At 41.5% G+C, this 24,399-nt stretch carries 23 protein-coding genes; 12 read left to right on the forward strand and 11 right to left on the reverse strand.

The genetic code is table 11. The annotated features are described in order from the left end of the window. Window position 1: 1 nt before the first annotated feature. From D1164_RS06790 to D1164_RS06805, 4 genes are all read right to left on the reverse strand, one after another. Entirely contained in the window at window positions 2-2,140 is a 2,139-nt protein-coding gene (locus D1164_RS06790) for an acetate--CoA ligase family protein (protein WP_119349202.1), read from the reverse strand. A gap of 35 nt (window positions 2,141-2,175) precedes the next feature. After that, on the reverse strand, window positions 2,176-2,415 hold the full coding sequence (gene acpP / locus D1164_RS06795; protein WP_119349203.1) for an acyl carrier protein: 240 nt from the start codon (window positions 2,413-2,415) through the stop codon (window positions 2,176-2,178). A gap of 230 nt (window positions 2,416-2,645) precedes the next feature. After that, the gene (locus tag D1164_RS06800) at window positions 2,646-4,964 is read right to left on the reverse strand and encodes a PIG-L family deacetylase (protein ID WP_119349204.1); all 2,319 of its coding nucleotides are present in this window, start codon (window positions 4,962-4,964) and stop codon (window positions 2,646-2,648) included. 39 nt (window positions 4,965-5,003) lie between these two features. After that, window positions 5,004-6,221 carry an ROK family transcriptional regulator gene (locus D1164_RS06805; protein ID WP_119349205.1) on the reverse strand — a complete coding sequence of 406 codons (1,218 nt, stop codon included), beginning with the start codon at window positions 6,219-6,221 and terminating at the stop codon, window positions 5,004-5,006. Window positions 6,222-6,423: 202 nt separating this feature from the next. On the opposite strand from D1164_RS06805, the gene D1164_RS06810 reads away from it, so the two are divergent. From D1164_RS06810 to D1164_RS06825, 4 genes are all read left to right on the forward strand, one after another. Beyond that, the gene (locus D1164_RS06810; RefSeq protein WP_119349206.1) at window positions 6,424-7,539 is read left to right on the forward strand and encodes an Sb-PDE family phosphodiesterase; all 1,116 of its coding nucleotides are present in this window, start codon (window positions 6,424-6,426) and stop codon (window positions 7,537-7,539) included. A gap of 26 nt (window positions 7,540-7,565) precedes the next feature. Continuing rightward, window positions 7,566-8,231 (forward strand): ferredoxin--NADP reductase, encoded by a 666-nt coding sequence (locus D1164_RS06815; RefSeq protein WP_119349207.1) that lies wholly within the window; start codon window positions 7,566-7,568, stop codon window positions 8,229-8,231. Window positions 8,232-8,427: 196 nt separating this feature from the next. Further along, the gene (locus D1164_RS06820; protein ID WP_119349208.1) at window positions 8,428-9,138 is read left to right on the forward strand and encodes a LolA family protein; all 711 of its coding nucleotides are present in this window, start codon (window positions 8,428-8,430) and stop codon (window positions 9,136-9,138) included. Window positions 9,139-9,246: 108 nt separating this feature from the next. Continuing rightward, on the forward strand, window positions 9,247-10,833 hold the full coding sequence (locus D1164_RS06825) for an aspartate:alanine exchanger family transporter (protein WP_119349209.1): 1,587 nt from the start codon (window positions 9,247-9,249) through the stop codon (window positions 10,831-10,833). A 1-nt stretch (window position 10,834) separates the two neighbouring features. Here D1164_RS06825 and D1164_RS06830 read toward each other — a convergent pair whose 3' ends face one another. After that, window positions 10,835-12,283, reverse strand: coding sequence for a glycoside hydrolase family 32 protein (locus D1164_RS06830; RefSeq protein ID WP_119349210.1), 1,449 nt, complete (start codon window positions 12,281-12,283; stop codon window positions 10,835-10,837). Window positions 12,284-12,649: 366 nt separating this feature from the next. Here D1164_RS06830 and D1164_RS06835 point away from each other — a divergent pair, with 366 nt between their 5' ends. Continuing rightward, the gene (locus D1164_RS06835) at window positions 12,650-13,462 is read left to right on the forward strand and encodes a DUF2797 domain-containing protein (protein ID WP_119349211.1); all 813 of its coding nucleotides are present in this window, start codon (window positions 12,650-12,652) and stop codon (window positions 13,460-13,462) included. A 154-nt stretch (window positions 13,463-13,616) separates the two neighbouring features. Next, the gene (locus D1164_RS06840; RefSeq protein ID WP_119349212.1) at window positions 13,617-14,630 is read left to right on the forward strand and encodes a branched-chain amino acid aminotransferase; all 1,014 of its coding nucleotides are present in this window, start codon (window positions 13,617-13,619) and stop codon (window positions 14,628-14,630) included. A gap of 222 nt (window positions 14,631-14,852) precedes the next feature. Here the strand turns inward: D1164_RS06840 and D1164_RS06845 are convergent, their stop codons facing one another. From D1164_RS06845 to D1164_RS06865, 5 genes are all read right to left on the reverse strand, one after another. Beyond that, the gene (locus D1164_RS06845) at window positions 14,853-15,344 is read right to left on the reverse strand and encodes a Spy/CpxP family protein refolding chaperone (RefSeq protein ID WP_119349213.1); all 492 of its coding nucleotides are present in this window, start codon (window positions 15,342-15,344) and stop codon (window positions 14,853-14,855) included. Window positions 15,345-15,378: 34 nt separating this feature from the next. Next, complete coding sequence (locus tag D1164_RS06850; protein WP_119349214.1) at window positions 15,379-15,906, reverse strand: Spy/CpxP family protein refolding chaperone; 528 nt, start codon at window positions 15,904-15,906, stop codon at window positions 15,379-15,381. Between the two features lie 3 nt (window positions 15,907-15,909). Further along, complete coding sequence (locus tag D1164_RS06855) at window positions 15,910-16,347, reverse strand: anti-sigma factor family protein (protein WP_172594366.1); 438 nt, start codon at window positions 16,345-16,347, stop codon at window positions 15,910-15,912. Between the two features lie 50 nt (window positions 16,348-16,397). Continuing rightward, on the reverse strand, window positions 16,398-16,979 hold the full coding sequence (locus D1164_RS06860) for an RNA polymerase sigma factor (RefSeq protein WP_119349216.1): 582 nt from the start codon (window positions 16,977-16,979) through the stop codon (window positions 16,398-16,400). 103 nt (window positions 16,980-17,082) lie between these two features. Next, window positions 17,083-17,952, reverse strand: coding sequence for a pyruvate, water dikinase regulatory protein (locus tag D1164_RS06865; RefSeq protein ID WP_119349217.1), 870 nt, complete (start codon window positions 17,950-17,952; stop codon window positions 17,083-17,085). A gap of 120 nt (window positions 17,953-18,072) precedes the next feature. Here D1164_RS06865 and D1164_RS06870 point away from each other — a divergent pair, with 120 nt between their 5' ends. Next, window positions 18,073-19,041: a DNA adenine methylase gene (locus D1164_RS06870; RefSeq protein WP_119349218.1), complete on the forward strand. Its 969-nt coding sequence runs from the start codon at window positions 18,073-18,075 to the stop codon at window positions 19,039-19,041. Between the two features lie 99 nt (window positions 19,042-19,140). Here D1164_RS06870 and D1164_RS06875 read toward each other — a convergent pair whose 3' ends face one another. After that, window positions 19,141-20,367, reverse strand: coding sequence for an LL-diaminopimelate aminotransferase (locus tag D1164_RS06875; protein WP_119349219.1), 1,227 nt, complete (start codon window positions 20,365-20,367; stop codon window positions 19,141-19,143). 363 nt (window positions 20,368-20,730) lie between these two features. Here D1164_RS06875 and D1164_RS06880 point away from each other — a divergent pair, with 363 nt between their 5' ends. The 5 genes from D1164_RS06880 (at window position 20,731) to D1164_RS06900 (ending at window position 24,398) form a co-directional block, all read left to right on the forward strand. After that, complete coding sequence (locus D1164_RS06880; RefSeq protein WP_119349220.1) at window positions 20,731-21,036, forward strand: hypothetical protein; 306 nt, start codon at window positions 20,731-20,733, stop codon at window positions 21,034-21,036. A gap of 141 nt (window positions 21,037-21,177) precedes the next feature. After that, window positions 21,178-22,038: a diaminopimelate epimerase gene (gene dapF / locus D1164_RS06885; RefSeq protein WP_119349367.1), complete on the forward strand. Its 861-nt coding sequence runs from the start codon at window positions 21,178-21,180 to the stop codon at window positions 22,036-22,038. A 109-nt stretch (window positions 22,039-22,147) separates the two neighbouring features. Continuing rightward, on the forward strand, window positions 22,148-23,413 hold the full coding sequence (gene lysA, locus D1164_RS06890) for a diaminopimelate decarboxylase (protein WP_119349221.1): 1,266 nt from the start codon (window positions 22,148-22,150) through the stop codon (window positions 23,411-23,413). 276 nt (window positions 23,414-23,689) lie between these two features. Then, window positions 23,690-24,016, forward strand: coding sequence for a nucleotidyltransferase domain-containing protein (locus tag D1164_RS06895; protein ID WP_119349222.1), 327 nt, complete (start codon window positions 23,690-23,692; stop codon window positions 24,014-24,016). Further along, window positions 24,006-24,398 carry a HEPN domain-containing protein gene (locus tag D1164_RS06900; RefSeq protein WP_119349223.1) on the forward strand — a complete coding sequence of 131 codons (393 nt, stop codon included), beginning with the start codon at window positions 24,006-24,008 and terminating at the stop codon, window positions 24,396-24,398. Before D1164_RS06895 ends, D1164_RS06900 begins: the two co-directional genes overlap by 11 nt. Window position 24,399: the final 1 nt, after the last annotated feature.

Consider the following 24,399-nt stretch of genomic DNA (forward strand, 5'->3'; position numbering starts at 1 on the left):
ATTAGTTTTCCAAAATTATCTTTGCATCAGCCACATAACATCCCCGACCTTCTTCCAGCACAATCAAAGGATTTATATCCAGCTCTTTAATTTGCGGGCAATCAATAGCAAGAAATGACAGTTTTACAATGGCTTCTGCTATTGCATCAACATCCCGCAATTGGGTACCGCGTACTCCGGAAAGAAGCTCAGATGATTTAATCTCCCGTATCATTTGAAGGGCCGTTGATTTGCCAACCGGAGCAACCCTGAAACTTACATCCCTGAAAATTTCGACAAATATACCACCAAATCCAAACATGATGACAGAACCAAACGAAGGATCTTTTTTTATTCCCAGAATAACCTCCACTCCATTCTGAATTTGTTTGGACACCTGAACTCCCCTAATCTTTGCACCGGGCATTTTTTCTTTTACACTCTCCGTAATAGTGCGGAATGATTCTTCTGCTTCTGTTTCAGATGAAATGTTCAATACAACTCCTCCCACGTCAAACTTATGGAACACATCGTCTGAAATCACTTTCAGAACCACCGGAAAACCCATTTCAGCAGCCAATTTGCCGGCTTCACCTGCCGACGTTGCCATCCTTTTTTCAACCACCGGCAACCGGTAGGCTTCCAGTACCAGGGAAGCATCGTATTCATTCAAATACTTTCGATTCTCCTCAATTGCTTTTTCCAGCAACTCCTTTGCAACAAGATTTGGAGGATGACCGGAAACAAAAACTTCAGGCTCCTCATTATGAATAAACCGGTTAAAATTATATACGGTATGAAAAGGTTTACACATTGATTCCGGTAAGATGTAATGCGGGATATTATTGCGCTCCAGGATTTTTATTCCGCTCGCAACATCTGCCTCACCCATAAAGGAAGTGTACACAGGCTTGTCAAACTGATCTGCTACCCGGGCAATTTCTTTGGCAATAGAATCGATATCGGTCATTGATTGAGGAGTGAGTATGACAAAGACCCCGGCCACATTCTCATCTTTAAAAACGGCAGAGATAGCCGCAACATATCTGTCGGCCCGGGCATCTCCAATCACATCAACCGGATTTTTTATATTGGCTGTAGTGGGCAGACTTTTTTTGAGGCTTAAAGTGGTTTTCTCGCTAAACCGGGCGAGCTCCAACCCTTCTTTTACAACAGCATCGGTTGTTAAAACTCCCGGCCCTCCTGCATTGGTAACAATGGCCACACGTTTCCACTCCGGATAAGGCTGGTAAACAAAGGCAATGGCAATGTTGAACATCTCCTCAATATCCTCGCAGCGGATAATCCCTGCTTGCTTAAATGCTGCATCGCAAATTTCATCTTTCCCGGCCAGCGAACCGGTATGTGATGCAGCAGCCGAAGCTCCTTCTTCTGTTCTGCCTGATTTTAATATCAGCACTGGCTTGTGACTTTTCATTATCACATCCCTGGCTGCCCTCATGAGTCCGGGACCATCTGAAATTTCTTCAAGATAAAGCAGGATCACTTTCGTTTTAGGATCATCCATTAAATAATAAAGCAGTTCGATTTCAGATATGTCAGCTTTATTTCCAAAACTTACAAACTTGGAAAATCCGATATTTTTAGCCCGCGCATAATCAAGCACTGCAGTACACAACGCCCCACTTTGCGACAGGAAGGCAATATTCCCTTCCGCCGGGTATTTTCGGGCAAAGGAAGCATTCAGTCGGGAAATGGGATCGGTATTTATTACCCCAAGACAATTGGGACCAATAAAAGAAATACCATACTGTTCTGCGATTTCAAGCAGTTCCTTTTCTTTTGCCAGTCCTTTTTCCCCTACTTCGCGAAAACCTGCCGAGATAATAATAACTGATTTAATCCCTTTCTGTCCGCACTGTTCGAGTGCAAGTTTACAAACGGAACTTGGAAAAACAATAACGCCTAAGTCGACCTCATCCGGAATATCAATAACATATTTGTAGGCTTTCAGGCCACCAATAGATTTTTCGCGGGGACTTACCGGATAAATAATACCCTGGAAACCAGATTGCAAAATATTAACAAAAATATCTCCCGGCACCGACCCCCTTACCTTATTGGTTCCAATAACCGCTACCGACCTCGGATAAAAAACAGTGTGCAGGTTCTTTCTGTGAAGTTCACCCCGATGATTCATATTTTTATTTTGAAAATCTTCGAAATTTCCCTGACCTACAAGTATTCAGCTATAAAATCAACGGCTCCTCCAATGGTTTGTACTTCCTGAGCTTTTTCGACGTCCATCTCGATATCAAATTCTTCTTCAAAAGCCGCAATCAACAACATGCTTTGCATCGAATCAGCCCCTAAGTCAAAAATAAAATTAGCATCCTGTGTTATTTCTTCTTCATCCAGCTTTAACACATGAGCTACTACTTTTTTTATACGGCTTTCAATTTCTTTTTTTTCCATGATTCCGACTTTTTTACATTGACCGAATGATGTTTTAAAAAAAATTCTTATTCCGGAATTATCTTTTTAAATTTATTAAATCTTGGTCAGAAATACAAATCATCCATCTATTTAGAAAGATTCTATCTTTTTTGTAAAATTGAGACAATACGATTCAGGACAGACAATAAAAACCTGTCGGATAACCTTTTGCAAAAAATGAGAAATATTCGAATAAATGAATGGAGCGATTAAAATCCCTCCATTGATTTACCCAAATTGGAAGCTTCTTCCAGAAATTGTTCCACATTCAGTTCGCGCAGATAAACCATTCCATGCGTTGCCCTTAACAAAGGCGAGGCATTTTGATAAAAATAATTTTTACCAAGCAACAGCTGAATCTGTTTATGCTGTTCAAGCCATATTCTTTGGGTTAGCTCACTAAATTTCCCGTCATGCTGATAACTGGGGAACGAAGCATTTACCTGTGTTACATAGCACTCAGAAAATGATTTATCGAGCGTAGCCAAAGCATTGAGAGAAACAGGTACGATCACTTCCACATCCCAGGGGTTATATCTGAACCACACATTCCGGTATCCCACAATACGCAAGTTGCTCAAATCTTCTTCCTTGTTCCACTCTTCTACGGCGCTTGCAATGGCCTGTAATACTTTATAATGCGTATCTGGGCCGCTACCTTGCGGATCCATAGCCAGGCTGATAACCGTAGGTTTATATTTCCTGAAATCTTCTAAAATGGGCAATACATCTTTCTCCATGTCGGGTTTACTTCCCATCACGTTATTCTGATAGAACCCGAGCCGAAGGTGATGTACATTTTTTACCATTATGCCGTAATGCGCCCAAACCAGTTCTTCCTCAAACTCCCGAATCATCCCTTTTAGCTTCTGTGTTTTGGGAGGATTCTTGCTGCCACTGTAACTGTTTTTCAGGGAAACCAGCACTTCATATATAACTTCGATTAACCCTTCTTTGTCTTTAATATTCCAGATTGAAGCAAGGGCACGGACGAGCCTGTGACATACTCCGCGTCGCTTTTCTTCCGGGCTTTGTGCCGCAATATTGTCGAGATAATGATAAACGTCTTTATCCCATTTGTATTTATACCCTTCCCTGAAAAAATCAGGATAGTCAATCATTTCAATTTTACCTTTGCTGATCAGATCTTTCGTATCCAAAAGCAGATCAGAAAGAAACTGATTCGTAACCGCAGTGTATCCGGAAGTTAAAACCGAAAAATGAAGCTCGTTGCTGGCATCGCGCGACTGCCGGTTGGTAACAGGCATAATACCCAGCATAATATCATCGTGATGCGGACCGGTGTGGTAATACACCTGGTTGACTTCCTTTTGCATCCCTTTCAGAATCTTTGCCTCTATTGAATCAATAACCGACTGCACAGTATTTTCATTCAGTCCCGGAATCTGACTGCAATATTTATCCGCTTTCAAATCATCCAAAGTAAGCTTGCTGCCAAACTTGTTGATTTTTTTACACAGATCCATTACCGCCCGCTCCGTCTTCTGATGATTCCAGGGAGTACACGAATAATAGCAATCAACTGCATCTTCCAGTTTTACAGCAGCTCCATCTGTCAGGTAAAAACGGGCATTTTTCAATTTTTGCAACGAGGTAGCCGGGTAAACCACACTGGGCTTACTTTCCAACGAATGTCTGATGGTATCAGCAATTGCCTCTCCTGCAGCAAAAATAATGGCTTTATTGTCGGCATTAAAACCGATAGTTCCCAATCCAATTGTAATGACCAGCCTTTTACTCGACACTTCAATTCCACCGAGGTCGGTGGCCGTCATTGCCTGCGTTTCGAAATTGGTTTGTGTTAACCGGGTGGAAGAAAAATGATCGGAGCCACGCGTGTTAAAGGCAATGTGCCCATCAGGACCAATACCTCCCAAGAAGAAGCCGATCCCTCCTTTTTCTCTAATCCGGTTCTCATATTCCGTACACCAATGGTCAATATTAAAAATTGACTGTTGCTGCAACTGCTCCTGCTGTGTTTTAGCTTCACGGTACCGGAGGGTCAGATCGATCTGGGAATCCGGAAAGACTTCTGAAAAATGCTTCCCTTCGGCCAGTTTAATCTCTTCGGAGTTTATCAACAAAGCTTTTGCCGGATCAAAACCAAAGCCTTCAAGATAACTGTTCTGAACAAAATTATACAAGCTGTTGTGCTGTTCAGAGTTAATCGGGTAGAATTCTCCCTGCTGCACCAGTTGCAAATCTTTTAACGATGGTTTTTTTACTCCGGACAACCCGTATTTCTCACGTATATCTTTTCCCTTTTTATTATCCCAGTTATCAAGCAACAAGTGAGTAAACTGAAGGAAATACTGCGCTGTTTTCCCTGTAGGTAAACTTACTACTCCGTTCGGATTTTCTGATGCCCATTCCAGAAAGCTTAAAGAAGACAGTAATCCCAGCTTGGGGAAACCGTCCACTGCAATATAAGGCATCCGTGTAGTTATCTCCTGTAATTTCGATTCCTTAAAAAACTCCCGCTCTACCTTTGATAAATTTAACTCCATATTACTTTTTCTTTTTCGTTTTCTACTGTTACAACTATGTTACTTTGAAGCAATCCTGTCAAGCGCATAGGCTGCCGCTCCAAGTGGGCCGGCTTTTTGACCAAGTACCGAAAATTCAATTTCTGTATCATTACTGATATCGCGATTACTAAATGTGTAAATAGCCTGTTGAATCGGTGCAATAACAAACTGGCTCGCTTCGGCAACCCTTCCCCCTAAAACAATTAGTTCAGGATTAAAAATCTGAATCAGGTACACAATACCTTTCCCCAGCCAGTAGCCCACATCCGAAAATATGGAAATGGCAAACTGATCGCCAAGGTTGGCCGCTTCGATAATTATGGAAATGTCAATTTTTTCAAGATCATCATGAACCAGCTCTTTGATTAAGGATGATTTGCCGTTTTGAATTCCCTGTTTTGCGATCCGCGCAATAGCAGTTGCCGAAACAATGGTTTCCAGGCAGCCCTGCTTTCCGCAACTGCAAAGCACCCCGTTATCGACAATTGGCAAATGCCCAAACTCGCCCGAATAACCTGATTTGCCGGAATAAAGTTTCCCGTTAAGAATAATTCCAAGTCCAAGTCCCCAATCTACCTGAAGCAATAATACATTCTTCCGGTTTTTAGCCAATCCAAACTGTTGCTCGGCAAAAGCCCGCAATTTCGAATCGTGACTAATAAATACCGGCATGCCAAAAATTCGCTTCAATTCACCCGATAAATTATTGATGGTCGGGAAATAGGTTTTGTTTACATCCTGTTTTTGGTTGATGAGGCCGGGAAGTTCAATCCCAACAGCCAAAACCTTGCTTTTTTCAATATGCTTGTTTTTAAGAATCTTCTCTATTTCTTCATTCACCTGAGAGAAAATCTTAAAATCCGGTTGCACTTTTATTGGAGAAAACTGTGGTTCACCCACTTCCTTATTGTTGCTGTTAAAAACGGAAATAATGGTGCGGTTAATATTAATAGTAATACCTATCACATAAAACCCATCCTCCACAAGACCGTAAATATTGGGACGCCTGCCCCCGCTCGAATCACCCCTGCCCAGTTCCACAACCAGTCCTTCTTCAATAAGCTCAACCAACAGGCTGTTAATTTTAGGTGTACTCAGTTTGATAAGCTTCGATAACTCAGAGTTAGACATCGCCCCCCTGAAATAGAGCATTCTCAAAATTTGTTTTTTGTGTAAAACCTTCTTCTGCTCTACTCCCTGGCTTTGATTTCCTGTATTTTTAAAAAGGTTCTCCATAATTTATTTGTTCAGCAAAGATCAGGATATTTTTCAATTAAAGCAAACATCTTTTTAATTTTTTTAAAAAGAGCGCACTGTTTTTGATAAAATTAATCATTAATAAATAAATTAAAAATATTTAATGGAGGTGATTATTGTCGGTTCATGAAAAAAGCAGATATTTAAGAACCAAATTGAAGAAAGTAAAAACCACTTTGAGATGCGATTAAAAATATCTGTTGTTGTACTTCTTTTCTTTTCTGTAACCCTCTATTCGTCTGGGCAGTCAAGAAAAATCATCCACATTCCCGACATTCCCGGATACAAAACATTAAAATGCGATTTTCACATACACACTGTTTTTTCAGATGGAACAGTTTGGCCTACTGTAAGAGTAGAGGAGGCCTGGCAGGAAGGGCTGGATGCCATTGCCATTACGGATCATATTGAATACCGGCCTCATTCAAAAGACGTGGTGGCTGACCACAACCGTTCGTACGAAATTGCCGAACCTCTGGCGAAAAACCGGAATATCCTGCTCGTACGAGGTGCCGAAATCACCCGAAACATGCCTCCGGGACATTTAAATGCGTTATTTATCAGGAATGCCAACCTGCTGGAGCGCGACGATGTGTTTGAAGCAATAAAAGAAGCGCGCGATCAGGGGGCATTTATCCTTTGGAACCATCCCGGATGGAAAGCTCAACAACCCGACTCTACCCTTTGGTGGGAAGAACATACCCGGCTGTTGCAGAATGACATGCTGCATGGGATTGAGGCTTTCAACTACAACGAACACTACCCTGAAGCGATTGATTGGGCGCGTGAAAAAAACCTGTCAGTATTTGCCAACTCCGACATACATGAACCAGTAAGCATGGCTTATGACCTGACCCGCGGGTTTCGTCCCATGACCCTGGTTTTTGCCCGAAGCCGTACTGAAGGAGGCATTAAAGAAGCGCTTTTCAGCCGGCGAACAGCCGCACTTTATAACAACACGCTTGTAGGAAAAGCCGAACTGCTGGACCCCTTGTTTTTTGCTTCGCTAAAAATTTATAACCAGGCAGGCAAACTTCAACTTGGAGAAACAAAAAAAATTGGAATTGAAAACCGTTCTGATCTGGACTACGAATTGGAACTGGTGCAACCAGGAGTTGGGTTCGATGCACCGGAGTCAGTTACTCTGAAAGCACACCGCGTTACCCTGCTGGAGTTAAACGGTAACTCGGAACAGATAGCCGGAATGAATGAGTTAAAAGTTTTTTATAAAGTAAAAAACCTAATGGTCAGTTCCACTGAAAACCTGGTAATAACATTCGTTTTTGCCAATAACTGAATCCCCCAAAACAAATGGATTAACGAATGGGAAAAGGTAAAAAAGTAGCCCCGCTAAAGGAATATCCGCTCACCGGGAACCTTGAAATTTCACCCGGTGTTTATTTGCTCCGGTTTTCCCAAAACTTTGATTTTATTCCCGGACAGGTGGTAAAGGTAGGCCTTGACGATAAAAATCCTCCCCGCATATACAGTCTGTGCAGTGGAAATCAGGAAAAAGAAGCAGGCATTCTGTTCAACGTAAAAGAGGACGGATTACTCACCCCACAACTGGCCAAACTTATTCCGGGAGATAAAATATTGGTTTCAGAACCGTACGGCAGTTTTCTCGGAACACCAGAACCTGCCTGGTGGATTGCCACGGGAACGGGAATCGCCCCGTTTTACAGCATGTTCCAATCCGGGTTGGGGGAAAACAAAAAATTGATACACGGAGTCAGTTACCTCAATCAGTTCTACTTTGAAGATGAACTGGATTGGGCAATGGGCGAAAATTATGTGCGTTGCTGTTCCCGCGAATCGTCATGCGACACCTTCCCCGGAAGGGTAACGGATTATATTTCAACCCAGGAGAGCCTGCCTGACGTAAAATATTATTTATGTGGGAAAGCGCTGATGGTGGTAGAAGTGCGTGATCTGCTAATATCCAAAGGTATTCCTTACGCAAATATTATGGCTGAAATTTATTTCTGAGAATACCGGATTCTTCTAATCATTTTGTAATTTTCAGCCAAAATTTATAAAAAAGCCACGACAAGAAATTAACGTAAATAAAGTGCACATGAGAAAATTACCTCTCCCCGGAGTGTTATTAAAATTCATGTGAATTTCATTTCAGAATGTACAAACCGCACAGATTATTTTTTTAAAAAGCAAATATTAAAATCAAATGAAAAGTTCAATTGTAACCTTTTTAATCCTTCTGTTTTTAACGGTATCCAGCAACGTGCAAGCACAAAGTTTGCAGGAAGTACTCGATAAACATTTTAAAGCGATCGGGCAGGAAAGTCTGCTTCAAAAAACGTCTTTTGAGATAAAAGCCACTGTCAAACAAATGGGAATGGAGATTCCGATGACAATGAAAATGAAACGTCCGGACAAATTCAGGATGGAAATGGAAATGCAGGGACAAAAAATGATTCAGGCCTACGATGGAGAAAATGGATGGATGATTATGCCGGGCATGGGCACGGAGCCACAAAGTTTGTCAGGGCCGCAACTGGAGCAGGCAAAAGAGCAGGCCAACATTGACGGAGAACTGTACAATTATGAAGAAAAAGGATCCTCTGCCGCATTTGCAGGAAAAGTAAATGTGGAAGGCACTCCCATGTTCAGCATCAAACTAACTGCGAAAGATGGCTCGGTAAAAAACTATTTTATTGATACCGAAAAATATTTCATCCGTAAAGTAAAAGTTAAAGCAAACATTCAGGGTCAGGAGATGGAAATAGAACAAAACCTGAGTGAATACAAGGAGTTTGACGGAGTGATGATGGCAACCAACATTGAATCGAAATCGCCAATGGGTACAGCCAATATCATTTTTGAAGAAATCAAATTTGGAATTACTTTCGATGATTCGGATTTTACAAAACCATAAAGTTGTTAAGCTAAAGAAAATAAATTCCTGATTTTGCACCTTCTTTTTTCTGTTTGGATGGAATGGTGAACTATTCACTACCTTTGTACCGGAAAACCAAAACAGAAAATGGAATTACTTTCAAACAGTTATTTTGCACTATTTTTAATTGTGGCTTTGGGATTTATCCTGGGGCGGATAAAAGTATTCGGGCTGTCGCTTGACGTTTCAGCTGTTATTTTTGTTGCGCTGATATTTGGTCATTTCGGCGTAGTTATCCCTCAGGATTTCCAATCCCTTGGCTTGGTGCTCTTTATTTTTACGATTGGGATACAGGCAGGACCTGGTTTTTTTGAATCTTTTAAAAAAGAAGGAAGGCTGCTGGCCTCTTTTGCCACGGTACTTATTCTTGTGGCAGCCATTATAACTGTTGCAACCGTTTATTTTTTCAATATCGATAAAAATATAGCTATCGGTTTATTTACCGGGGCACTAACCAGCACCCCGGGTTTAGCGGCTGCCATTGATCTTACCGGGTCGCCGTTGGCTTCTATCGGTTATGGTGTTGGGTACCCGTTTGGCGTTATCGGCGTTATTCTGTTTATCCGGTTTCTGCCCAAAATATTGGGAGTTTCGTTAAAAAAATCGGAAGAAGAATACGAGTCTAAAATAAAAGAAGAATTCCCGGAAATTGTGCGCAGGAACTTTATTGTTGAAAACGAAAATGTAGTTGGGAAATCCATTGGAGAACTGCGGATCAGATACATGACAAAAGCCGTTGTTTCGCGGGTGATGCATGAAGGAGTTGCCGTGACCCCAAAACCTGAAACGATATTACATAAAGATTCGCTGATAAGGGCTGTTGGCACAGAAGAGGCACTGAAAAGGGTCCGGTTACTTATTGGGCCCCCAACAGAAGAAGAGATACCACTTGACCCGAATTACGATGTTCGAACGGTTCTGGTAACCAACAAGGAGGTGGTGAATAAAACCATCGGCCAAATCAATCTGCTGAATACTTATAATGCCACCATCACGCGCATTCGCAGGTCGGGGATTAACATTTCTCCCACGCCAAACTCCAGGCTGCAATTTGGCGACAAGCTGATTATTGCCAGCAGTAAGGCCAATATGGAAATGGTTGCCCGCATTTTTGGCGACGACCAGAAACGTCTTTCTGATACAGATATTCTGCCAGTTGCCCTTGGAATTATCATGGGTGTTCTGGTGGGCAAAATTAACATTACATTGGGTAATTTCTCTTTTAGCCCGGGTCTTACCGGCGGGGTACTGATTGTAGCGCTGGTAGTAAGCCGAATCGGAAAAACCGGCCCAATCCTCTGGACGATGAGTGGAGCCGCCAACCAGCTTCTCCGTCAGTTGGGACTCATTTTCTTCCTGGCTGCTGTCGGAACCGGTGCGGGAGCAGAAATAGTAAGCACTTTTGAAAAGTACGGTTACCAACTCTTCATTTTTGGCGGGATCATTACATTAGTTCCAATGATTCTGGCGGCCCTGGGAGGAAAATGGCTATTTAAAATGAACCTGCTATCCATGCTGGGAGCCATCAGCGGGAGTATGACCAGCACGCCCGGCCTTGCGGCTGCCGATTCCATGACCGAAACAAATGCCCACTCAATCGCTTACGCAACAGTTTACCCCGTTGCCATGGTTTTGCTTATCGTTATTGTGCAACTCATTTCGCTGTTCTTGTGATTTATTCGCTCCAGGCAGACTTCACCCTGAAAATATCAAGCTTCTCCACTATCATTTCACCGCCATTCGTAAAAAGCACCAGGTCTTCTGCGCCCTTTTCAGGCGTAAAACAATTGGAAATAACCGTTTGACCTCCGTTGGCAAAAACCTCAATGGATGCACGATCAACCAGAATTTCCAGCGTAATTTTATTGTCAACAGGCAGCAATGGAGCTGTAGTACCGAGCAAGGATAAAGTTCCGCGTTTTACATCGTATAAAAGCTCAGTCCCTGTTTCTTTCTTGTTATGCCGAAGCATAAACCCAAAATTATTGCAGCTTTTCAGATCAAATTCGCCAATAATATGCAAACAATCCCCTTTTACTTTTTTTACGATATTCTGATTAATACCCGGAATCAATTTTTCATTTTTCCATTCAAAATCTTTGTCGTGCAGAAGTTCAATTTCTGAGACAGGCTTCCGGGTTACCTTATATCCGAAATTAAACTTGGTAAGCTCAAGTTCCGTGGGAAAAGTCATCTGCCCGTTAAAAGGCATTTCGGGAAAACTACCACCGCGCATCCAGGCAATCTGAATTACACGTCCATCTTCTTCCGGAATATTGCTCCAGGTTTGCGTCGCATAATAGTTTTTTCCAAAATCGCTTTTCATTTTGGCCGTTTCGGGAGAAAACTTTGTTCCGTCAAAATTCCCAATCAGGTAGCTCCCGTCTCCGTCAAAAAGCACCCATTTGGTTTCTTCCGGGCGGTTTGTCACCTGCATAGGAACGAGATCGGGGCATTCATAAAAACCGAATACATGACTTTGATGTTCCCAGTCGGTCAGATTTTCGGAAGTATAAAATGAAACGCCTTTTGAATTGTCACCTTCCGTCGTTTTACGGTAAAGTGCCATCACATATTTTTGGGAAGGCTCATGCCAGACCACTTTAGGATCGCGGGCATCGTCGATTTCATCGTAAGGGATAATGGGATTTCCCTCAAATTTTTCCCAGGTGCGTCCTTTATCTGTGCTGTAGGCAATACGTTGTCCGCAATGCTGGGAAGTGTAAAATGCCACCAATGTTTTCACATTCCCTTCCTGTTTTCCCAATAAGTTATTTTCATCCACAATGGCGGATCCCGAAAAAGCGGTACAGCGTACTTTGTCTTCTGAATTTTCGTCAGGATAAATAGCAATAGGAAGGTGTTCCCAATGAACCAAATCAGTACTTATGGCATGCCCCCAATGCATGTAGCCCCATTCATTTCCTTTTGGGTTATGCTGATAAAAAAGGTGGTATTCCCCATCATAATATACCAGTCCATTGGGATCATTGTGCCAGTTTTTTTCGGGTGTAAAATGAAACTGGGGCCGGTACAGTTCATCATAATAATTTTTTTCTGGGTTCGAAGCTGTCAGTAAAAAAGCCGAAACCAGAGCAAATAAAGAAGTTACAACGTTCTTCATAGCGAATATTTTTTTCTGAATTTTGGTCTGTTATTTCAACTTGCAAGATAGAAATTTATTGGGATTCTTTTCAAAAAAATCAGGTACGGTTAACTATTTAACAGAAGATTGAAGCGACAAAAACCTTTGCAATCTTTATGAACCAAAAGGGTGAATATTCCCCTCATTAATACAGCTAAGAATCTAATAAAAAGCACCTTATCCACATAAAGGGCATGAACAATCCAGGGGCCGGATTATCGCCAGTCTCAATTTACCTGGAAGCAAAACCTCAAAACATTCAATGAATTGATTATTTTCACTGAATTTTAATCAAAACACAGACAACTTTTATATTTTTCTGGTTTTTACAAAAACAAGATAAAGATGAATTTCGAAGGCAATATTTTTAAAATGCGGACAGAACTTGCCACCCCGGTAAACTATTTTCTGCCAGTTGGCGAGCAGGAAGTTGAAATGAACAAACTGATTGGCAAAGAAATAAAAATGCATTTCTCGGGTCAAATCAATTGTATTTCCTGTGGAAAAACAACCAAAACCTCATTTAACCAGGGGTTTTGTTATACCTGTTTGCAAACCGCACCTGAGTCGAGTGAGTCGGTGGTGCGCCCGGAGTTATCAAAATCGCACTTTGGTATTGCCCGCGACATGGAGTGGGCTGAGAAACATGACCTGATCGATCATTTTGTTTACCTCGCTGTAGCCACTGAGCTTAAGGTGGGCGTTACCAGATGCCACCAAATCCCAACGCGCTGGATTGACCAGGGCGCCAGCTTTGCCTTAAAAATTGCCCAAACCCCTAACCGCCACATTGCCGGAATTATTGAAGTATTCCTAAAAAAACATTTTACTGACCGCACCAACTGGCAGGCCATGCTGAAAAGCAGTGGAAACAAAAACATTGATCTGCTTGAAGAAAAAAAGAATGCCTTACAGCTACTTCCGGTCGAACTCCAAAAATACTATTGCAAAGACGATGAAATAACCGCTATCGATTATCCGTTGCCAGTTCCTCCTCAAAAAGTTAAAAGTGTGAGTTTTGATAAAACGCCGGATATTGTTGAAACCCTGAAAGGGATAAAGGGGCAATATTTAATCTTTGAAAACAATACCGTCCTGAATATTAGAAAACATAATGGATATTATCTAAACATTTCAACCTCAAAAGCCGGAGTTTGAAAACCGAAATAAGAGGAAATCTTAAATGTGATTACAAAAATTGCCGATAACTTGACATTTCTCTTAATACACAAAATAAAATTTGCTTAATTTGTTGACCGAAGTGAGTTTTAACGGTTCATTTCAGCACAGAACAATTAAATATGATCAATAAATGGAAAATTTAGACTGGCAGAATTTAGGCTTCGGGTACCGTGATTCTGATTACAATATCCGCTGTTACTACCGGAATGGGAAGTGGGGAGAACTGGAAATAAGTTCATCCAACACAATCAACATGCACATGGCAGCTACTGCCCTTCATTACGGACAGGAAGCGTTTGAGGGATTAAAAGCTTTTAAAGGGAAAGACGGAAAAATCCGCATCTTCAGGATGGATGAAAATGCCAAACGGATGGAAAACTCATCCAAAGGAATTTTAATGGCCCAACTCCCGGTAGAAAAGTTTACAGAAGCAGTTCGTCTGGCAGTAAAAATGAATAAACGTTTTGTTCCGCCTCATGATAGTGGAGCTTCCCTTTACATCCGCCCGCTGCTGATTGGCACCGGACCCGAGATTGGCGTAAAACCGGCCAAAGAATATCTGTTTATTGTATTTGTAATGCCAGTTGGACCATACTTCCCGGAAGGATTTAAACCCACCGACCTTGTGATTATGCGTGATCACGATCGGGCTGCTCCTCTGGGAACCGGAAAATATAAAGTAGGTGGAAACTATGCTGCCAGCATGGATGCCGGCAAGCTGGCCAAAGAGCAAGGATTCTCCGCCGTGCTGTATCTCGACAGCCGCGAAAAAAAATACGTGGATGAGTGTGGCCCGGCCAACTTTTTCGGAATAAAAAACAATACTTACGTTACTCCACTTTCGGATTCCATTTTGCCGTCTATCACAAATAAAAGTCTGATGACCCTGGCGGAAGAAATGGGGCTGAAAGTAGAACGCCGCAAAGTGCCTTATGAAGAATTGGAATCTTTTGAAGAAATAGGTGCATGTGGAACAGCCGCAGTTATTTCACCCATCAAAGGGATTTACGATGCAGACAACGATACGTGGTTCAGGTATGGTAAAGAGCCGGGAGAATGGTCGGTTAAACTTTACAATAAACTGCGTGCGATACAGTATGGCGATGAGCCGGATAAATATGGGTGGACTGAAATTGCAGAGTAGGTTAACTGCAAGCTTCTAAATAAACATTAGTTCGGAATTATATTCGGTTGGCTTTACATTTTTTAAGGAAGAAGGGGTGTATCAAAAGCCGGCCTGGCAGGTAACGGATTAACTCAAAAGTTAATTTACAGGTGGTTGTTACCGCAAGCCGACTTTCAAAAAGATCATGATTTTTTATCTCAATACACCCTATTCTTGTTCTGGTTTTCTGTTTTCAAGCCATTACCAGTTTCCTCCGGATCCACGGCCCCCGCGACCACTACGTCCGGCACAGGCACCGCGGCCTCCTCTCCTTCCGGAAGCATTTCCTTTGTAACCGTTGTTGTTACGTGCCTGTAAAAGGTCAAACTGTTTTTGCTGATCCTCTGTTAACAGGTTTCTGATTTCCTTACGGTTAGCCTGAACTTTTTTAAGCATCTCGCCACGAATCTCATTTTTGTCAACAGGATCGAAAGCCGCACGCCGTTTTGTGCGTAAATCGTCCATCGCTTCCAGGTGATTCTCTCTGAGCTCCGTAATTTTTGTTTTCTGCTCTTCTGTCAGGTCTGAAAGAAGGTTCAGACAACTCCCCGAACCGGCTCCTCCATAATAACAGCCGTTACCATTTCCATTGCCGTACCCCTGACGGCCTCCATCTCTCCAACCCTGAGCAAAAATAACAGTTGAGCTAAGCATCAGAGTCATAATCATTAAAGCTAATTTTCCGTTTTTCATTTCTTAAAATTTTAATTGTTATCACTAATTCAAATTACCAGTTTCCTCTTAACCTTCTGCCGCGCTGAGGCAGCCTGACATCTTCATTTTTCCGTAACACGGACAGAAACAATTCTTTCAGTTTTTGTTGCTGTTCTTCCGTACAAACCCCCTTCATTTCCAGGTAGTAGTCAATGGTTTTATTTTTTAGTTGCGTATGCAACTGACCAACTTCTTTGGAAATAGCCTCCAGTTTTTGTTTATCCGGATCCTTTTCCCCCATTTCCATCACCATTTCAATTCTCAAACTTTCCAATTGACGGTTAATCTGCCAGGCAGTGCGGTTGAAATCGCGGTTCAACTCCCTGAAAACTTCCAGTTGCCCGGGTTCCAAATTCAATTGCTCCCGAAAAAAGCGGGTGCGCTGTTGGGCAGGCATTTCAATATTGGCTTTTTCAACCTTTTCTGTTACTTTTTTGTCCTGCTGTTTATGGTACAGGAATGAAACTCCCATCGAAAGGTTGGTAGCCAACAGGATGACAACAACCCAAATCAATATGCGGTATTTATTTTGTAGTGCCATTGTCTATTCCATTAAAAATGTTTCAATTGGCTCGGACTCCATTTCATTCAGAAAAGGAACTAACTCGGTTTCGGCATAAGCCTGTGCCGATTGTTCGGCATTGGCCATCCCACCGATTTTAAATCCCGTATAAACCCCTGCAAGCAACAAAACAGAAAACAATGCAGGCTGTAAAACCTTTTTCCACACCGGATAGCCGATGATTTGTTTCGGGGCTGTTTCCCTGTTTTCCATCCGGGCTTTTAGCCGGGTATAAAAATAAGGATTGACCTCCGGTGACTTTTCTATTTGCAACACTCCAAGTGTCCTTTTCATGTCATTGGCAAAAGCAGTGCAATCGACACATTGAGCCAAATGTGCGGCCACTTCTCCTGCTTCCTTTTCCGGCAAATCGCCTTCCAAATAGAAAATCAGTTTTTTATGTACCTTTTTGCATTTCATTTCTGCATTGAATTTATTGGTTTGACACATAATCGGTAAAAAACTTGCATTCAAATACACTTTTTTTTGTAGCAGTAATACAACTTTTTCTGAAGATTTTTTTTGGCGCGGTGAATCAGTGACTCCACCGAAGAAACCGAAAGCTTCATCACTTCCGCAATTTCTTTGTACGCCAAATCTTCATATTTATTCAGAGTAAAAGCTACCCGCTGATTTTCGGGTAGCGCATCAATAGCTTCGTGAAGCAGCAGGGAACGTTGGCTGTTTTCCAAATCAAATTCCGGATTTTCTGTATTTCCTGAAACCAGCTCCCCCAGTGATTTTTTTTTCGCCTCCACCAAATCGTCAAATGATTGAAACCACTTACGGCGTTTATTATCGCGGATAAAATTCAGCGAACGGTTCACGGCAATCCGGTAAAGCCAGGTCGAAATTTTGGCGTCGGCCCTGAATTTATCTACCGATCGAAAAACCTCAATAAAAACATCCTGGGCGACATCTTCGGCATCTTCGGTATTATGAAGCAACCCAAAGCATGTATTTACCACAAGCTGCTGGTATTGATCTACCAGCTCCCTGAACGCCTTTTCGCTTCCTTCTCTTAATTTATCTATGATTTCGGCCTCGCTCATTCAATCTTTGGTTCCCCTAAATTTATGAATAAGACACGGTATTAAAAAAAAACTTGCGAAACGCTTTATTTTTTTTAAAAGACAGCAGGCGTCTAAAATATCGCTACTCCTTATCGTGGTAAGGCGATTCAAGTTTTTTACCCCGATATGCAAAGCGTTCCGACATCAGGTTTAAAATCTCGTTGGCAGTGCTTTCAATGGGTTTATTGGTTACATTCAGCACTGAAAAACTACCCCGATCGAATACAAACAAGGCATGACGAACTTCCTCCTTAACCGATTGCTCATCGATATACAGGTTATTCTGATGGTTGTTCCAGCTTTCCAGTCGTTTTTTACGATGGGCGATAAGCTGATTAACCCCTATATGCAGGCCGAATACCCGTTTCGGATCCACCTCAAACAGCTCTTTGGGAGGCTGAATATCTTTTACCAGGGGCACATTGGCAACCTTCCATCCAAACATGGCCAGGTACACACTTAGCGGTGTTTTACCCACACGCGACACACCGGTTAAAATGATTTCTGCCCGATGCAAACGTTCGGGGCCCATCCCGTCATCGTGAGAAAGGGTAAACTCAATGGCCTCCACCCGTTCGAAATATTCCTGATTAATTTTACGGTAAAGGCCCGGATGCTGCAATGGCTCAACATTGAGTTGCTCATCGAGGTAACCGGCCAGTTCTCCCATAAAATCAATTTTTCGAACTCCATGCTCCTCGCACAACTTATTTATCTTTCCCCGCAGGTTCGGATCGACCATGGTATGGCTAATCAGCCCGTTTTCAGCTTTGGCCTTCAATACTGCCTCAAGTAGCTGTTCTTCAGTATTCACCCCGGGAACAATAATTACAGGAATTTTATTGTTAGGATATTGAATAAGTAACGACTGTACCATGTTATTTCCCGCCAGCCCCCGGCCACCGGAAACAACAAAAATAGGAGGAGGTAAATTGTTCTTCTTTCCGTTCATCACAGGTATTTATATTTGTAACAAAAGTATAAACTTCGGGGTTTTATTATTTATCTAAAATGATTGTTTTTTATTCTTTCCGGCAACCAGATTTTAATACTTTTATCGCCTGTTTAAAAAATGAGTCAAGAGAAATCCATAAAGAAAAAAACACGGGCTGATCTGCCGGCAAAACCTTTTTTAAAATGGGCGGGCGGCAAAGGACAGTTGCTGGATACTTTTCAGAATTTTTACCCCGCAGAACTCCGGGCGGGTGAGATTGAAAATTACTACGAACCTTTTGTGGGGGGCGGCGCCGTTTTTTTCGACATTGCTCAACGGTTCAACATTGGTTCGGCATTTTTGTATGATAACAATCAGGATTTAATTTTGACCTACCTTACGATACAAAAAAATGTGGACGGCCTCATTGATTGTATGGAACGCAATAAAAACCAATACCTGAAACGCGACGAGATAAAACGAACCGAATTCTACTACAAAATCAGGGAAAAATTCAATGCCCTTCAGCCAGAAATTAATTACAACCGCTTTTCAAAAAAATGGATTGAACGGGCGGCGCAGATTATTTTTTTAAACCGCACCTGTTTTAACGGCCTGTTTCGGTTTAATTCGAAAGGCGAGTTTAATGTTCCCGAAGGGAGATACAAAAACCCCCGGATACTGAATGAAGAGAACCTGAGAAAAGTTTCTGAATTACTGGCCATTGCCGAAATAAAAAGGGTTGATTTCAGGGAACTGCAAAAGAAGGTGAAAGGACGTTCGTTTATTTATTACGACCCGCCATATCGCCCGTTAAACCAGACATCCAGCTTTACCGCCTACAGCAGGGAAACCTTTGGAGACCCGGAGCAAAAAGCGCTGGCTGCATTATTTCTGGAACTGAACAAAAAGGGAGCGCTCCAGATGCTTAGCAACTCCGATCCGAAAAATCATAATCCGGAAGACAATTTTTTCGACGATTTATACCAGGGATTTCCAATCGTCAGAGTTCCAGCAAGACGTAACATCAATTCCAATGCTGCCAAACGAACGCCAATCAATGAGATTATTGTAACCAACTACCCGGTAGAAATGCCAAAACTTTAATTGGATAAAAAAACCGCCTTTCAAAAAAAGACGGTCTTTAAAATTATCATCTGACTCAGTCAACACTCACAAAAAAAAGAGCAGACCCAAATCAGCCTATTATTTCAGATTTTTAATTCGCTCCATTGCTTCCATCGTACTTTCCCGATCAGCAAAAGCAGAAAAACGAAAATACCCTTCGCCCGCAGGTCCGAATCCGGAACCGGGGGTACCTACCACATTGGCTTCGTTCAATACTTTATCGAAGAAGTCCCATGAACTCATGCCGTTTTTGGTTTTTACCCAAATATAAGGGGCATTTACGCCACCAAAAACCTCGTAGCCCGCTTCAGTCAAACTCTCTTTCATAATCCGGGCATTTTCCAGATAATAAGCAATAACCTCAGTTACTTCTTTTTTACCTTCTTCCGTATAAACTGCTGCCGCCGCTTTTTGAACCGGGTACGAAACGCCGTTAAACTTAGTAGATTGCCGGCGATTCCAGAACGGTTTCACCGCAACTGACTTCCCGGAAGAATCAAAAGCTTTCAACTCATCCGGAACCACGGTAAAAGCACAGCGTGTACCTGTAAATCCGGCTGTTTTGGAGAAGCTTCTAAATTCGATAGCTACCTCTTTGGCCCCTTCGATTTCGTAAATGGAATGTGGGATTCCTTCCTCAGTAATAAAGGCTTCGTAGGCAGCATCATATAAAATAATACTGTTATTTTCAGCTGCATAATCCACCCATTTTTTCAACTCCTCTTTTGTTGCTACCGTACCCATTGGGTTGTTAGGATAGCATAAAAAGATCAGATCGGGGGTTTCCGTGGGCAGATTGGGAATAAATCCGTTTTCTTTGGTACAAGGCATGTAAATAATGCCTTCGTAATACCCTGAATTATAGTTTCCTGTTTTCCCCGACATTACGGTTGTATCGGCATACACCGGGTACACCGGGTCGCAAATGGCGATTTTGTTATCGTGTCCAAAAATCTCCTGAATATTTCCGGTGTCGCATTTCGAACCGTCAGAAATAAAAATATCATCTGCTGAGATGTCAATGCCGTTATCCTGGTAAGCGTTTTTCGCAATGGCCTCACGTAAAAAAGCATAGCCCTGTTCCGGGCCATATCCTTTAAATGTTTCTCCTTTGGCCATTTCATCCACTCCTTCATGGAATGCCTTTACCACACTCGGCACCAGCGGCTGGGTAACATCGCCAATGCCCATTTTTATCACTTTTTTATCGGGGTTTGCAGCCACAAATTCGCTCACCCTTCTCCCTATTTCCGGGAAGAGATAGCCCGCCTGAAGTTTCAGGTAATTTTCGTTAATTTTTGCCATATTATTTTTCTATTATTTGCGCTTTTGTATACGAAACTGTTTAAATTTTATTCTATGGCACTATATTGCTTTGATTTTCAATATCATAATTTGTGCAATAAAACATAAACCCATTCTATATAATATTTTATTCTTACAATTTTTAAACAGTTTATACACCTTTGCAAAGATAAAAATAAAATTATCAGCGTTGAGTTCATCTGGGTTTTGCACCCGAAACTCCATTTAATCTTATTTTAATTTAAACTAAATACACAACTCTCTTTATCCCTTTCAGGTGAAAAAAACACCTTCCAAATATTTATTGCAAAAAATGTAAAACATTATTTACCAATTGTTAGTATATAAAACCTAAAAAGAGACATGTATTTTAAACAAATCATTTTCGTTGCTCTCCTTTCTCTTTTTACAATCCTTTCCTGTAAAAAAGAAGAGAAATACCAGTCAACCGCATTGATTACCGGACCGGATTTGAGGGAATGTATTTGCTGTGGAGGATATTTTATTGAAATAAAAGACTCCACCTACAATTTTGATACAATACCAGCCTCATTGGGTATTGATTTGTCTGACGTAACTTTTCCTGTCGCCGTGAAACTTGACTGGCAACACGACAGAAAGTGCGGAGACATCAGGTATATCAATATCACTCGAATAAAAAGGCAGTAAGGCTTTTGTTTCATTGGTCTGCAAAATTTTTCCAGATTTCAGGACAATACAATAATTATACGCGCCGGCAAAGAATTCATTCGCTTTAAAGAAGAAAATTGTTCGATGTTTAATACTTTTGCAACGTTTAAAAAAAGAGCTATGCAAAATTTCTTTGTAAAATCCCATGGTTTGGGAAACGATTATATTGTATTAAATCAGAATGAAATCGGGTTTGAACTGAATGAAAATGCGATACAAAAAATTTGTGATGTACACTTCGGCATCGGTTCGGATGGTATCCTGCTGAAAGTACCCAGTTTCAATGCCAATTTTGGTTTACGCATTCTGAACCCCGACGGTTCGGAGGCCGAAAAAAGTGGAAACGGATTACGTATTTTTGCCAAATACCTGTTTGATTATCAATTTTCCAAAACCCGGAAATTTACTATTGAAACACTTGGCGGGCTTGTTCAGGCTGAGATTATAGAAGAGAAAAACGGAAAAGCAACCGCCGTAAAAGTTGATATGGGCAAGGCCATTTTCAGCTCTCCCGACATTCCGGTAAATTGCCCAAAAGAAGAGTGCATAGACGAAATCCTTCACCTGGAATATAAAGATTACCCGGTGAACTGCGTTTCAGTTGGAAACCCGCATTGTGTTATTCTGACAGATAACCTGGATGAGAAGGAGGTCAAAACGTTCGGGCCGCAAATTGAAACAGACCCGTTTTTCCCCAATCGTATCAACGTGCAGTTTGCCAAAGTAATTTCACCTACCGAGGTAGCAGCAATGATTTGGGAACGTGGTGCCGGCTGGACCCTGGCCTCTGGCAGTTCGGCCTGCGCAGTAGCTGCAGTTACCATAAAAAAAGGACTGGTCCAACGCAACTTAACCATAAAAATGCCGGGTGGTGATCTAAAAATTGAAGCCGACGAAAACTGGAACATGCGCATGACCGGCAAGGTAAGCGAAATAGCCAGCGGGGTTTTAAGCCGCGAGCTGGTGTCAGAACTGACTTAATCAGCCGGTATTATTAATTCTCCACTAAATAATCAATTCTTTATTTAGAATAATTCTATTATATTTCTTCAAATAGTACATTTGTACTGAATTAATCAGTTTTAAAAATATGGCAGAGAAGAATTTACCGTTTTCGAAAAATGAAATCGAAAAAATAATTGAAAAATACCCCACACCTTTTCATATTTATGATGAAAAAGCCATTCGCGAAAATGCCCGCAGGTTTAAAAAGGCATTTGAATGGAATGAAGGTTTTAAAGAGTACTTTGCCATAAAAGCAGCCCCCAATCCTTACCTGATGAAAATTTTGAGGGAAGAAGGGTTCGGAATCGACTGCAGCTCTGAAGCGGAACTGGAACTGGCCAAACGGGTTGGAATGAGCGGAGAAGAAATAATGCTCACATCAAACGACACGCCTGATTCCGAATTTCGCGCTGCAAAAAATATGGGCGCCATCATTAACCTCGATGACATATCGCACATTGAATACCTCGAAAAAAATGTAGGGCTTCCTGAAACCATCTGCATGCGCTACAATCCCGGCGACCTGAAACAGGGAAACCTGATCATCGGCCACCCGGAAGAAGCCAAATATGGTTTTACCCACGAGCAAATTATTGAGGGGTACCGCATTCTAAAAAGCAAAGGGGTAAAACAATTTGGTGTTCACACCATGGTGGCGTCAAACGAACTTGACCCCGACTATTTTATTGAAACCGCCGAGATTCTTTTCAACCTTATTGCCGAAGTGAACGAAAAAGCCGGTGTAAAAATCAGTTTTGCCAACCTGGGCGGAGGAATTGGTATTCCGTACAGACCCGGAGAAAAGGCAGTGGATTTGGAATATGTAAGTGCCGGGATTAAAAAACTTTACGAAGAAAAAATTGAAGAAAACGGTTTGGCGCCCCTTAAAATCTTTTTTGAATCGGGCCGTGCCATTACCGGACCCTACGGATATCTGGTGTCGAAAGTGTTACACATAAAAAAAACCTACAAACAATTTGCGGGGCTCGACGCCAGCATGGCCAATCTCATGCGCCCCGGAATGTACGGAGCTTACCACCATATTTCTGTTCCGGGGAAAGAAGACGAACCGCACAACCAGAAATATGACGTAACAGGTTCGTTATGTGAGAATAACGATAAGTTTGCCATTGACCGCATGTTACCTGAGGTTGAACCCGGAGACATTGTGGTAATTCACGACGCCGGGGCCCATGGACATGCGATGGGATTCAACTATAACGGCAAACTGAAATCGGCCGAACTGTTACTGCGCGAAAACGATGAAGTGATTCAAATCCGCCGTCCGGAAACAATAGAAGATTATTTTATCACTCTTGATTTTGAGGGGCTGAAAGATTTTGAAGTGTAGTTTTTCCGGCTACAGAAAAAGCGTTTTCTGTCACAAAAACTCCAGGAAAAAATTTCAATCCAATGGCTGGTAACATGTGTTGATGCTGTCATTCCGGAGATGTCACACCCCATTAAATAATTAAGGGAAAGAGGCTTAACATCACTCTGTTGCTATAAAAAGTTGTAGCATCAATTCTCATAAATATGCAATTCTTTCATAATTATGAAGAATCCCTGATCTAAAAAGAAAATAGGAATGTGGGCTCCTACCCAACCTTTTTTGTAAATTTGTTCTATGTCTGAACCAATCAAAATATTAAATCAGTTAAAAAAGAACCTAAAAGAAGTTTTGGGCAATAGAATCCAAAAAGTAATTCTTTTTGGTTCCCGGATTAAAAATGAAGAAAACGAATATTCTGATTTGGATGTTTTAATTGTCACAGACAAAATTTTTTCGTGGAAAGAAAAAAATATCATTCGGGATATTTGCTTTGATATTTCGGTTGATTATGAAATTCTGGTTGACTCAAAAATCATTTCCCAGGAGGAAATCGATACTAAATTTTGGGGGAAGCACCCTCTAATTACAGATGCTTTAAAATCCGGGGTATATGCAGACTGAATTTCAGGACTTGATAAATTACAGGATTCAACAAGCTAATGAAACAATAAAAGAAGTTGAATTTCAGATTGAAAACAATTTTTTGGTTATTGCAGTTAACCGTATTTATTACGGAATGTTTTACATGTTGCTTGCACTTGCTCTGAAAAATGGGTTTAAAACATCGAAACATAATCAGCTTTTGGGTTGGTTTAACCGGGAATTTGTAAAAACTGGAAGAATAGACAGAAAAATTGGCAAAATTGTACATAAGGCATTTGAAGATCGGACAGATGGAGATTATGGAATTTTTGTAAAATTTGAAAAGGAAGAAGTTATTGAAAAACTGGAAAATATGAAGCGCTTTCTTTTTGAACTAGAAAAACTGATAAAAGAAAATTAAA

It is taken from the genome of Mariniphaga sediminis, from assembly GCF_003573545.1.
Taxonomy (GTDB): domain Bacteria; phylum Bacteroidota; class Bacteroidia; order Bacteroidales; family Prolixibacteraceae; genus Mariniphaga; species Mariniphaga sediminis.